The 12,970-nt window shown below is 62.8% G+C and carries 8 protein-coding genes and 1 other RNA gene; 4 read left to right on the forward strand and 5 right to left on the reverse strand.

The features are described from left to right. Positions 1-119: 119 nt before the first annotated feature. The 4 genes from AC1RT2_RS04045 (at position 120) to AC1RT2_RS04060 (ending at position 9,815) form a co-directional block, all read left to right on the forward strand. On the forward strand, positions 120-1,289 hold the full coding sequence (locus AC1RT2_RS04045; RefSeq protein WP_493099708.1) for an efflux RND transporter periplasmic adaptor subunit: 1,170 nt from the start codon (positions 120-122) through the stop codon (positions 1,287-1,289). Next, positions 1,289-4,444: an efflux RND transporter permease subunit gene (locus AC1RT2_RS04050; protein ID WP_493099710.1), complete on the forward strand. Its 3,156-nt coding sequence runs from the start codon at positions 1,289-1,291 to the stop codon at positions 4,442-4,444. Before AC1RT2_RS04045 ends, AC1RT2_RS04050 begins: the two co-directional genes overlap by 1 nt. Before the next feature lie 106 nt (positions 4,445-4,550). Continuing rightward, positions 4,551-5,963, forward strand: coding sequence for an FAD-binding oxidoreductase (locus AC1RT2_RS04055; RefSeq protein WP_493099712.1), 1,413 nt, complete (start codon positions 4,551-4,553; stop codon positions 5,961-5,963). 51 nt (positions 5,964-6,014) lie between these two features. Next, positions 6,015-9,815 carry an AsmA family protein gene (locus AC1RT2_RS04060; RefSeq protein WP_493099714.1) on the forward strand — a complete coding sequence of 1,267 codons (3,801 nt, stop codon included), beginning with the start codon at positions 6,015-6,017 and terminating at the stop codon, positions 9,813-9,815. Here the strand turns inward: AC1RT2_RS04060 and AC1RT2_RS04065 are convergent. The 5 genes from AC1RT2_RS04065 to AC1RT2_RS04085 all read right to left on the reverse strand — a co-directional run bounded on the left by AC1RT2_RS04065 (position 9,812) and on the right by AC1RT2_RS04085 (position 12,755). Further along, positions 9,812-10,039 (reverse strand): ribbon-helix-helix domain-containing protein, encoded by a 228-nt coding sequence (locus tag AC1RT2_RS04065; RefSeq protein WP_069061345.1) that lies wholly within the window; start codon positions 10,037-10,039, stop codon positions 9,812-9,814. The genes AC1RT2_RS04060 and AC1RT2_RS04065 overlap by 4 nt on opposite strands. Positions 10,040-10,109: 70 nt before the next feature. Beyond that, on the reverse strand, positions 10,110-10,307 hold the full coding sequence (locus AC1RT2_RS04070) for a DUF4169 family protein (RefSeq protein ID WP_493099716.1): 198 nt from the start codon (positions 10,305-10,307) through the stop codon (positions 10,110-10,112). An 8-nt stretch (positions 10,308-10,315) separates the two neighbouring features. Beyond that, positions 10,316-10,837 carry an SspB family protein gene (locus tag AC1RT2_RS04075; protein ID WP_493099718.1) on the reverse strand — a complete coding sequence of 174 codons (522 nt, stop codon included), beginning with the start codon at positions 10,835-10,837 and terminating at the stop codon, positions 10,316-10,318. Between the two features lie 200 nt (positions 10,838-11,037). Continuing rightward, positions 11,038-11,397, reverse strand: a transfer-messenger RNA (tmRNA) gene (gene ssrA / locus AC1RT2_RS04080). A gap of 26 nt (positions 11,398-11,423) precedes the next feature. Then, a complete protein-coding gene (locus tag AC1RT2_RS04085) occupies positions 11,424-12,755 on the reverse strand; it encodes a putative bifunctional diguanylate cyclase/phosphodiesterase (protein WP_493099720.1) in 1,332 nt (443 codons plus the stop codon). Positions 12,756-12,970 lie beyond the last annotated feature (215 nt).

A 12,970-nucleotide genomic window follows, 5' to 3' on the forward strand; every position in this document is an offset into this window, starting at 1 on the left:
CAATCTTACATTTCGGTAATGATCCAATTCTTTCATTGCCGGTTCATTTCCAAAGCAGGATACTTGCTCTATGCCGCATCTCGACAGGTGTCGGTTCGCTTTCATCGGAGAGAGATTGCATGCGGGTTTGGAAACAGCTCCTCATAAGCCTTGGCGTCATTTCGGCCGGGGTTTTGCTCTGGGGCCGCTTCGTGCCTGGGGCAAACGACATGCTCGAGGCCGCCGGCCTGCCGAGCACGCTCGTTGCCGCGATCGCTCCTGCGAGCGAGGGGCAGGCGGAAGGCGGACAGCAAGGCGGCCGGCGTGGCGGCTTCGGCGGCGGGCCGGTGCTCGTTGCCACGAAACCTGTCGCCATGGCCGTGGTCAATGACCGGCTCAATGCCATCGGCAACGGCGAGGCGATCCGCACCGTAACGGTGACGCCCTATGCGACCGGCAATCTGACGGACGTGCTGGTCAAATCCGGCGACCGGGTGGAGCAGGGGCAGGTCATCGCCCGCCTCGACAGCGACGAACAGCGCATCGCCGCCGACCAGGCGCGTGTGGCGCGTGAAAGTGCTGACCAGAAGCTCAAGCGTATCCAGAACCTCAAGTCCTCCATGAGTGTTGCGGAGTTGCAGGATGCCGAAACCGCGCTGAAGGCGGCTGAACTTGTGTTGCAGAATGCCGAACTGACGCTGCGCCGGCGCGATATCATTGCGCCCTATGGCGGCGTGGTCGGCATTATCTCGGTCAATTCCGGTGATTATGTCACGACGTCGAGCCCGATTGCCGTCATCGACGACCGTTCGGAGATCCTCGTCGATTTCTGGGTGCCGGAGCGTTTTGCAACGAGCGTGCGTGTCGGCGGCGATATCACCGCGACGGCCGTGGCGCGGCCGGGCGAAACCTTCTCGGGCGAGGTGCAGGCGATCGACAACCGCATCGACCAGGAAAGCCGCACCCTTCGTGTGCGTGCCCGCATCGACAATCCCGAGGATGTGCTGCGCGCCGGCATGTCCTTTCAGGTCAACATGCTCTTCGCAGGCGATTTTTATCCGAGCGTCGATCCGCTCTCAGTGCAGTGGAGTTCGGATGGTTCCTACATCTGGCGGGTAGCCGGCGAGAAGGTCGAGCGCGTGCCGGTCCATATCGTCCAGCGCAATCCCGACAAGGTTTTGGTGAAGGCAGCACTTGCCGAGGGTGATCAGGTCGTCACCGAAGGCGTGCAGACGCTGCGTCCCGGCGGCGCGGTGCGCACCGCCGAGCAGGACCGCCAGGCAACGTCCTCCGTGGCGGAGGGCTCGTAATGTCGGGGGACGCGAACGGGCTCGATACGTCCGGCAAGGCGGGGTTTACCGCACTCTTCATCCGTCGGCCGATTTTCGCGCTTGTGCTGAACACGTTGATCGTCGTCGCCGGCCTTGCCGCCTTCAACGGCGTGGAAATTCGCGAACTTCCCTCCGTCGACCAGCCGGTGATCAGCGTGTCCACCGAGTTCGAGGGCGCCTCGCCCGAGACGGTCGATCGCGAGTTGACGGACGTTGTCGAGGGTGCCGTCTCGCGCGTGCAAGGCATCAAGGACATTTCCTCGCAGTCGTCCTTCGGCCGTAGCCGCGTTACCCTGCAATTTTCCGATACGACTGACGTCAACCAGGCGGCGAATGACGTGCGCGATGCGCTCGGCCGCGTATCGAACCAGCTTCCGGACGGCGCCGAGGAGCCGCGCGTCGTCAAGGCTGATGCTGACAGCCAGCCGATCATGCGTCTCGCGCTGACCTCCGACACCCAGTCGCTGGAAGACCTGACGCTGCTTGCCGAAAACGAGATCACCGACAGGCTCGCCTCCGTCGAGGGCGTCGCGGACGTCGTCGTCTATGGCGACCAGGAGAAGATTTTTCGCGTCGACGTCGACCAGTCGAAGCTGGCGGCGCGCGGCATTACGGTGGCGGACCTGCGCAATGCGCTGGCGACCGCCTCCTTCGACGTACCCGCCGGCTCACTGAAAAGCCAGAGCCAGGACATCACGGTGCGCGCGACGGCGGACCTCACCAAGCCGGCCGACTTCGAAAACCTGATGATCAAGAACCGGGTGCGCCTCGGCGATATCGCGATGGTGACGCTGGGGCCGGACGAGGGCTCGACCGCGCTGCGTTCCAATGGGCGGCAGGGCATCGGGCTCGGCATCATCCGTCAGGCGCAATCGAACACGCTGGATATTTCCACCGGCGTGAAGCAGATGGTGGCGCAGTTCGGCACCATCCTGCCGGAAGGCACCGAGATCAAGATCACCAGCGACGACGCCGTCTTCATCGAAGGCGCAATCCATGAGGTGGAGATCGCACTGGTCGTCGCGGTGCTGATCGTGACCCTCGTCATCTACCTCTTCCTGCTCGACTGGCGGGCGACGTTGATCCCGACGATCAGCATGCCGATCGCGCTGATCGGTACGATCGCGGCGATCTACATAGCCGGCTTCTCCGTCAACATCCTGACGCTACTCGCCATCGTCCTGGCGACCGGCCTTGTGGTGGACGACGCCATTGTGGTGCTGGAAAATATCGTGCGTCGGCGGGCGGAGGGGTTGAAGCCGCGCGCAGCGGCGATCCTAGGCACGCTGGAAGTGTTCTTCGCCGTGATTGCGACGACGGCGACACTGGCAGCTGTCTTTATTCCGCTCTCCTTTCTTCCGGGCCAGGCGGGGCGGCTGTTCCGCGAGTTCGGCTTCGTGCTTGCCTTCGCCATTCTGCTGTCCTCCTTCGTGGCGCTGACATTGTGCCCGATGCTCGCCTCCCGCATGCTGACGAAGGACATGACGCATGGGCACACGGGCGTGCTTGCCCGTATCGGTGGCGCGGCCTCGCGCTTCTATCGCTCGACGCTGAGCGCCTGCCTCGGAGCACCGTTCATCGTCTTCATCGTAGCGCTGCTCTTCACCGCGGCTGGCGCGACCTCCTTCTTCACCATCAAGTCCGAGCTGACTCCGAGCGAGGACCGGTCCATGGTGATGCTACGCGTGAATGCGCCGCAGGGCGTGTCGCTCGAATACGCGCAGGACCAGATGAAGCTGATCGAGAACAAGCTTCGTCCGCTCTACGACAGCGGGGAGATCGTCAACATCTTCTCGATTTCCGGGCAGGGCGGCTCTTCGAACAGCGGCTTCATGGTGCTGACGCTGGCGCCGTGGAGCGAGCGCGAGCGCGCGCAGCAGCAGATCGTACAGGATATCAACCAGGCGGTTGCGACAGTGCCTTCGGTGCGCACCTTCGCCATGCAGCCGAACAGCCTCGGAATTCGCGGCGCCGGCAACGGCCTCCAGGTCGCGCTCGTCGGCAACGACTATACCAAGCTCGGCAACGCCGCGGCCGAACTCGTGCGCAAGATCGAGGACAGCGGCCGCTTCCAGAACGTGCGCCTGAACTATGAGGCCAACCAGGCACAGCTCTCGGTGACGATCGACCGCGAACGCGCCGCCGATCTCGGCATCGACATTACCGGCCTTTCGACCGCCTTGCAGGCGATGCTGGAAGGCACGAGCGTCGTCGACATCTATGTCGAGGGGCAGGCCTATCCCGTCAAACTCTCCTCGACGACCCAGCCGATCAACGATCCGATGGATCTCGAAAACATCTTCCTGAAGACCGGCGATGGCAAGATCGTACCGATGTCGTCCATCGCCTCGCTGGAAGAGAAGGCCGTCGCGCCGCAGCTTTCGCGCGAGCAGCAATTGCGCGCCGTTTCGCTCTCGGCCGGCCTCAAGGATGGCCTTGCCCTCGGCGATGCGCTGGCAATGGTGCAGGAGATGGCCGAGCCGCTGCTGCCGGAAGGCTCGCGCCTGATGCCGATGGCGGAAGCGGCGACGCTGCAGGAGAATTCGAGCGGCCTTGCCGTCACCTTCGGCTTCGCCCTCATCATCATCTTCCTCGTCCTGGCCGCGCAGTTCGAGAGCTTCGTCAGTGCCATCATCATCATGGTGACGGTGCCGCTCGGGCTTGCCTGCGCCGTCTTCGCAATGATCCTGACGGGCACGACGCTCAACATCTACAGCCAGATCGGGCTCGTGCTGCTTGTCGGCATCATGGCGAAGAACGGCATCCTGATCGTCGAATTTGCCAACCAGCTGCGCGACCGCGGACAGGATATCCGCAGTGCCATCGAAAACGCCTCGAACATCCGCCTGCGCCCGGTCATGATGACGATGATCGCTACCGTCGTCGGTGCCGTGCCGCTGGTGCTGGCAAGCGGCGCGGGTGCGGAGGCGCGTGTCTCGCTCGGCTGGGTGCTCGTCGGTGGCCTTGGCCTTGCGACGGTCGTCACGCTCTACCTGACACCCGTCGCCTATCTGGTGATCGCCCGCTTTACCAGCCCGCATGCCGACGAGGAACGGCGCCTTGCCGCCGAGTTGCAGCACGCCGAGACCCTTTCCAAGGGCGGCGACGGCGCTCTGCCGCAACCGGCGGAGTGACGGCCGGACAGTCGCGGCCGGAAATGCTGATGAGGATCGGATATTGCTGCTGGACAGCCGGGCGCCAATTTGCTGAGTAAACCCCACAGGCAGTGAGGGTATGACGATGGCATTGGCGGACATCAGGAGTGGCACGCGCAACGAGCAAGGCATTGCCGAGATACTGCCGCGTCTTGCCGAGCGTTTCGGCCAACGTTTCCAAACCGGCGAAGCGATCCGGACCCAGCATGCGCACACCACGACCTATATTCCCGCCCAGCTTCCCGATGGTGTCGTGTTCGTCGAGACTGCCGAAGAGGTGAAGGCGATCGTCAGCCTCTGCGCGGAACTGAAGGTGCCGGTCATACCCTTCGGCACCGGTTCCTCGCTGGAGGGGCAGGTGAATGCGCCGCATGGCGGAATCTCCATCGATTTCAGCAATATGAAGCGCGTGCTGGAGGTGAATGCCGAGGATCTCGATTGCACGGTCGAACCGGGCATCACCCGCGAGGAGCTGAATGCCTATCTGCGCGATACCGGCCTGTTCTTCCCGATCGATCCGGGCGCCAATGCCTCGATCGGCGGCATGACCTCGACGCGCGCCTCCGGCACGAATGCCGTTCGCTACGGCACGATGAAGGACAACGTGCTGGCGGTGACCGCTGTGACGGCAACCGGCGAGGAAATCCGCACGGCCCGCCGTGCGCGAAAGTCGTCGGCGGGGTATGATCTGACACGCCTCTTCGTCGGTGCCGAGGGCACACTCGGCGTCTTGACCTCAATCACGCTGCGCCTCCAGGGCATTCCGTCTGTCATCGCTGGCGGCATTTGCGGCTTTCCGACCTTGAAGGACGCCTGCGATGCCGTGATCATGACGATCCAGCTCGGCATCCCCGTCGCGCGGATCGAGCTGGTCAACACGCTGCAGATCAAGGCCTGCAACGCCTATTCGGGCCTCACGCTGCCGGAGCAACCGACATTGTTCGTGGAATTCCACGGCAATGAGGACAGCGTTCGCCTGCAGTCTGAGGAATTCGGCGCGATTGCCGGGGAATGCGGCGGCGGCGAATTTCAGTGGACTTCGGATGCCGAGGAGCGCGCGAAGCTCTGGAAGGCGCGGCACAATGTCTATTGGGCGGCGAAGGCGCTTCGGCCGGGTTACTCCGTCATCGCGACGGACGTCTGTGTGCCGATCTCCAGGCTCGCCGACTGCGTCGCGCAAACCGAGGCCGATATCGAGGAACATGGCCTGCTGGCGCCGATCGTCGGGCATGCCGGCGACGGCAACTTCCATGTCAGTCTCGTCTTCGATGACAAGGATCCCACCCATGTGGCCCAGGTCGAGGCCTTTGTCGGGCGGCTCAATGCCCGTGCACTTGCCATGGACGGCACCTGCACCGGCGAACATGGTATAGGGCAGGGCAAACAATCCTTCCTGCCGGGCGAGCTTGGCGGCTCGGTTCTGCTCATGCAGCAGATCAAGCAGGCGCTCGATCCGGACAACATTCTGAACCCGGGCAAGATTTTTTCGACCCTCTAGCGGACGTTCGCGTTATCCTGACGGAACGAAACGGAATTCAAGGCAGGCTGCGTGCTTTCTAGGATCATGCTCTTCGTTGGTGGCTTGGTGGTCGTGGCGCTCTTTGCGGCGCTGCTTGCACCGCTTTTCGTCGACTGGACCAGCTTTCGGCAGGATTTCGAGCGAGAGGCGAGCCGCATCATGGGGCGCCCCGTCACCGTGCACGGCAGCGTCGATGCGCGGCTGATCCCGTTTCCCTCGGTGACACTCAACGACGTGCGCGTCGGCGCGCCGGAAGAGGGCAAGCCGCTGGTCGAAATCGCGCGCTTTTCCATGGACGCGGAACTGGCGCCGTTCCTGTCCGGCGAGGCGCTGATCTTCGACATGCGCATCGAAGGCCCCAAGGCGCGTATCAAACTCTTCCAGGACGGCACGCTCGACTGGGCGCGTGGTCGGAAGTCCGATATTCCGGCCCGCACCGTCATCCTCGAAAATGTCGAGATCAGCGGCGGCGAGGTCGAGTTCGTCGACGAACAGACCGGCCGCACGCGCCATGTCACTGGGCTTGATGCGCAGATTTCGGCCAAGTCGCTGGGCGGCCCGTGGCGCATCGATGGCCGAGCGGCGCTCGATGGCGAGAGCGGCGCGTTCCAGCTTTCGAGCGGGCAACTGGAGAATGGTGCCCTCTCGATGCGCGCCCGCGTGGTGCCCGACCGGCTTTCCTTCACCGCCGATCTCGACGGCGCGCTGAAGGTCGTCGACTTCCGTCCGCTCTATGATGGCGCGTTCACCTTGTCGGAAAAGCCGCGGCCGAAGGGCGAGGGGGCGCCTGAGCCGATCCGCGTCGCCGGCAAGTTCGAGCTTTCGAACGAACGCATCCGCATCCCCGAATACCGCCTGGAAGCCGGGCCGCGTGACGATCCCTATGTCGTCACCGGCGAGGCGACCCTTGATACCGGCCGCGCGCCGGAATTCCTGCTGATCGCCGATGGCCAGCAGATCGATGTCAGCCGCATCGGCAACAGCGGCGAGGCGGGCAAGACTGGCCGCAATCCGCAGGTCACCGTCCGCCAACGGCTTCAGGCGCTGCTCGCCATTGCCGCCGATATCCCGATCCCGCAGGTGCCGGGACGTGCGAGCCTCTTCCTGCCCGCCGTGGTGGTGGGCGATACGACGGTGCGCGAAGTGCGTCTCGATGTGAAGCCGGACGGCGACGGCTGGAAAATCGACCGGGCGGATGCGCTTCTGCCCGGGCGCACTGCGCTGGAAGCAAAGGGACGGTTGATGCTGCGGGAAAACCGCGGCTTCGTCGGCGATCTCCTGGTTGCCTCCAATCAGCCGTCGGGACTTGCGACCTGGCTTGCCGGTTCCGTCGATCCGGAAATCCGCAAGCTGAAGACGGCCGGTTTCTCCGCCCAGGTGAACCTGACGGATGAGTTGCAGCGCTTCGAAAATCTCGAAATCGCTATTGGCGAGGCGTCGTTGCTGGGCCGACTGGAACGGGAATCGCGCGCGGACGCGTCGCCCACCTTGTCGCTCCAGCTGCACGGCAACGAAGTCGAACTGGAATCCCTTCAGGCCCTGGTCGGCCTCGTCGCGGGCGATGCATCCGTTTCGACAGTGCTGGAACACTCGATCGCGCTCGACATCAGGGCAGATCGTTTCGACGCCTTTGGTGAGACCGCCTCCGGTGTCAATGCCGCCCTTACTGTCAAGGATGGCCTGCTGACGCTGAACCGGCTCAAGGTCGCCTCGCTGGAGGGAGCGGAGCTGTCGGCAAGCGGTACGCTCGGGGGCACGCTTCTCGCGCCAAGCGCCGGGCTCGACATGACGGTGAAGGCGCCTGTGATGCGTCCGGTCGCGGACCTTCTGTCACGGCATCTCACGGCCCATCCCGTGCTCAGCCGCTTTGTCGCCAATGCTGGCTACTACGACAATGCCGATCTCACGGTCCGGGCCGCTGTCTCCGGCGAAGACGGAGGCCCGGCGACCATCACGGTGAATGGTCCCGTCAATGAGGGCCGCGTTGAACTGAAGCTGTCGGCTTCGACGCTTGCCGATCTGCTGCGCGGCCGCAATTTCGAGTTGGATGGCAGCATCTTCAATTCGCAGTCCGTCGTGCTGGCCGGGCAGATCGGGCTCGATCCGCTGCCCTTCGATGCCGATCCGGATGCCAGCGTGACATTCCGGGCCGCGCAGCCGGAGGAGGGGCCGGCCGAGGTCTCGGCCGCCTTCAATGCCGGCAAAACATCGATCTCGGCGAAGGGCAAGGCCGCCCTGTCGGCGGAAAGCTTCCTGAGCGGTTCGCTGGTTCTTTCCGCCAAGAGCGATGATATCGAGCCTTATCTGATGATGAATGCGATCGCCTTGCCGCAGGTGGGGGCTGGCCTGCCGCTGACCTTGCAGGCTGCCGTGGCCACCAGCGCCGAGGCCGTCGCGATCAGCGATATTGTCGGCGAGGCCGACCGCAATGCCTTTTCCGGCACGGTGACACTCGATCGAACGGCGGCGATGCTGAAAGGCACGGGCGCGCTGCGCTTCGATACGGTCGACTTTCCGTTTCTCGCCGAGGCGGTGGCAGGCCCGGTGACGGATATGGTCGAGGGCGGCTTGAATGCAGCACCGCTTGTGCAGCCGCTCCAGGATACTGCGGACATGTCCATTGCCCTGGAGGCAGGATCCTTCTGGCCGGGCCTTTATGGCGCAGTGGGAGGTTTCAAGAGTAATCTCGTCTGGAAGGGCGGCGAACTGACGTTGACCGACATGGCCGGCGATTGGCTGGGCGGAAAATTGTCCGGTCGTATCAAGGTCGCCAATGCGGAGGAAAACGGGCTGTTCGAGGCACGCGCCACGCTTTCCGGTGCCGATCTTTCGAAAATCGTCTGGGCCGGGCCGAAAGGCATGGTTGCCACGGGCAAGGCGGATGTGACGCTAGCCGTCGACGCGTCCGGCAAGAGTGTGCGCGCCATGGTCGAAGGTGCGAGCGGCTCGGGCGAGGTGCAGGTCTCCGATCTTGTTGTGAACGGGCTGGATACCGGCGCGCTGCCCGCACTCCTGGCGGAAGCGGATCGCATCGACGGCGATATCACGGCGGAGCGCGTGGCGGCTTTCGCATCCGATGTGATTTTGAAGGGCGAGGCGGCTTTGGGCGCGGTGCGCATTCCCTTTGCGCTTGCGGGCGGTAAGCTGCGCGTCCAGAGCGTAACCGGAGAGGATAGCCGCGCGGCACTTGTTGGCGATGCGGATATCGATCTTGCCAATGATACGATGACCGGAAAGCTATCGGTCACCTACAAGGCCGGCGACGAGGCTCTTGCCGGTGCCGATCCCGAGGTCGCGCTTTCCTATCGCGGCCTTATCGAAGCGCCGGGTGTCGAACTCGATGTCCAGCCGCTTGCCAACTACCTGTCGCTTCGCCGTTTCGAAACGGAACGCCGGCGCGTGGAAACGCTCCAGGCCAATGTGCTCGAGAAGCAGCGTCTGCGGCGTGAAGCTGCCCTTTACCGCTCGCGGACGGAGGCGCGTGCAGCACTTGCCGAGGCCATGCGTCTTCAGACGGAAGAGGAAGAGCGCCGCCGCGTCGAAGCGCGTAAACGGGCCGACGAGGAGCGCACGACCCGCGCGGCCGCGGAAGAGGCCGAACGGACCCGCCGCAAGGCAGCAGATGACGCCCGTCTTCTCCTGGAGGCACAGGAGCAGGCACGCCGCCTTGCCGAACAGCGTGCTGCTGAAGAGGCCAAAAGAGCGGAAGATGAGGCGACACGCCGCCGACTGCCGGTGTCGCCTGAGGACGGCGTCGAGCGCGGCGGCGAGTTGCCACCGCTCGACAGCGGGCAGAACCTTAATTTCGACTCGCTACCGGGCGTCAATTAAGCCGCGGCGTCGCCAGCCTGTCGCTTCAGCCAGTCCAGCACATGGAGGCGGAGCGCCGAGGAAAGGTTGCCGTCGACGCCACGTGCGTCGTCGATTTCGCGAATGAGTGCTGCGACCGGGACGCCGCGTTCCTCGGCGATGGCCTTCAGCTCGTCATGAAAGGCGGGTTCGAGCGAAAAGCTCGTGCGATGGCCGTGCAGCGTGGTGGAGTATTTACGGATCATGCCCATCTTTACGCGCTGATTCAGGGGATTGGCAGATCGAATCACAATTTTGCGACAAGGCTTTGAAAGCTCAGCCTTTATCCTCGTCGGGCCGCTCCAGGCGGCCCTGATCCAAGGTCTTTTGCGCCTTTTCGTTCAGCGCGCGCGTCAGTGTCTTCTCCGCCTTGGTGCGGCCGAAGGCGACACGGTTCTGCTCGGCCTGCGTCTCTTTTTCGGAGCGCGCCTTCTGCTTGCGGAACTGGCGGAGATTGACGACGTCGCCGCTCATCGCAAGGCTCAGTTCTTCTTGCGGAAGGAATCGAGCGAGACGACCGAACCGCCCTTGTTGTTGTCGTCGCCATCGGTCGGGGGCGTCGGCTCTTCGGTGGTGTCCTCGGTCTTTTCCGCGGCGGCCGGATAGGCCGTGATCTCGGCGGAATGTTCTTCCTCTTCCTCTACGGCCGGAACGTCGAACTCCAGTTCGAAGCTGACCGACGGATCATAGAAGCCGCGGATCGCATTGAACGGAATGACGAGCTTTTCCGGCGTGTCGGAGAAGGACAGGCCGATCTCGAACAGGCTTTCGGTAACCTTCAGGTCCCAGAACTGGTGCTGGACGACGATGGTCATCTGCTCGGCATATTTTGCCTTGAGGTGCTGCGAGATGCGCACGCCGGGGGCATTGGTCAGGAAGGTGATGAAAAAATGATGCTCGCCGGGGAGATGCCCCGTGACCGCGACTTCGGACAAGACCTTGCGAATGACGCTCCGCAGCGCGTCCTGGGCGAGAATGTCGTATCGAATGTGGTCTTGCGCCATCCGTTCCTGTCTTTCTTCCTGCCTTTGTATTCAGGCATTTCATTAGGGCATTTCTGCGAATCGCAAAATGCTCCATCCGTTGTTTCGACGCAATTGCGGCGGCAAAATCGCCATGCACTTTTGCCGGAATTGCTCCAGTCCCACGCCTTGCGACACGAGTCATCTGGCACAGCTATAGACCATTTCAAGGGATTGGAGAAGGTGAAGGCTTCTGTTGCCAGGTGCCTCCGAACCCCGCCTAAGAGTGCGACCCCTTAGGACTTGATTTGAAGTGTCACACCGCGATTAAGCAGCGAGACGAGCTTCCGCATAGTTGTCGTTTGCAACTACAAGTTTAGCCCGATAACGGTGGTACAATGCCGAGCAAAAAGTCGATCTTTACGCCCTTGTCGATCCTATTTCGCCCCCATCAAAAGCCGGTCCGTTGACCTGACCGGTTTTTGGTGGAGGCGCCGGGTACCGCCCCCGGGTCCAATGGGTTTATTACACCGCTCATTTATTGCCATAGCTGCCGAGGCAGCAACCTACATATAGGCATTACCGCCGCCCAAGAAAAGGACTTTGTGACAGGAATTCGCAATTCGGTTCAGGCGGTTTCGGCAAGCGGTGGCGGCATGTCGCTCGTCCATTGCCTCTGGAATTCGGCCAGAGGCACGGGGCGGCCGAAATAGAACCCCTGGAACGCGGTGCAGCCGAAGGATTTCAGCAACAGGAGCTGTTCCTTCGTCTCGATGCCTTCCGCGACCACCGAGAGTTCCAGCATGTTGGCGATATCGAAGATACTTTTCAGGAGAAGGCGGTTGCGCTTGTTGCCGGGCGCATCCTGCACGAAGGACCGGTCGATCTTGATCTCGTGGATCGGCAATTGGCGCAGGTGGCTGAGCGAGGAATAGCCGGTGCCGAAATCATCGAGCGAGATGGTGATGCCGGCGGTACGCAGCGCCCGCATCTTCTCGACGATCGTAGCGACGTCCGTCGCCATCATGCTTTCAGTGAGCTCAAGCTTGAGCAGGGTCGGATCAAGCTCGAGCGTGCGGATGCGGTTCAGCACCGCATCGACGAAGTTCGCTTCCATGAACTGGTCGACGCTGACATTGACCGCGAGTTTCAGGCCGCGCGTGGACTCTTCCTGTTGCCAGGCCGCGAGCGTCTTGCAGGCTTGTGTCAGCACCCAGTCGCCGATGCGTGGCATCAGCCCGGCCTGTTCTGCAATGGGGATGAATTCGGCGGGCGAGACATAACCTCCACCCGGCCGCTTCCAGCGCAGCAGCACCTCCGCACCGGTCAACCCGCCGGTCTCGTCGACCTGAGGCTGGTAGAACAGCTCGAATTCGCGGTTGGTCAGCGCCGCCTTGATCTCCCGCACCTGATTGAGGTCCCGGGCGAACTCGCGCTGCATCGCGTAGACACCGCCGCACAACATGGCGACCGCGATGATAGTGTTCACCCACGAACCATAGAGCCGGAAGTGATCGGCAATCGGCTCGGCGAAGGGCAGGGCGGCATTCGTGCTGGCGAAGACCACGAAGGCTGCGAGGCACAGGCCGACGATGGCGAGTTGCAGGGCAGAGCTCTCGCGCCGGTAATTGATGTAGCCGAGCAGTGCCAGAACGAGCAGAAAAAGGTGCGACACCCGCGGTGCCGCCTCACTCGGGACATCGAACAGCAGGCAGAAGACGACGGTTATGACGAAAAAGGAAATCTGCGAGAACAGCAGCGCTGCGGAAAACTGATGGCGGCGCGCCAGTAAGAAGCTGACGAACGCCACCGTCACCACGGCACCATCCATCACCACCAGCGACCAGGCCTGCATGAAAGCAAAGACAATAGCCCAGCCCGCTGCCAGGGCGCCGACAGCAAGAGCGGCCATGCCATAGGCAAGCCGAAACCGGTGCGAGTAGTCTTCAGCCTGTTTCACACGCGATGACCGTCCGTTGTCGTCTGGCGCGTTGGCCAGCCGCATCGATAGACCACTACCGGACATTCCTTCAGAAAGTGCAAAAATGCCAGTCTCTTGAAACTACAGCGGGAGATTGTTGGCGCGGCGCAAAGCGTTACCATCGCACAGCTGGTGTTCATTCGCCCTTGACTTGCCATCTTTGCGGGAAAAACATGCGCCTGCGGCGGGTCCGG

This window comes from Shinella sp. GW821-FHT11G07 (assembly GCF_058808115.1).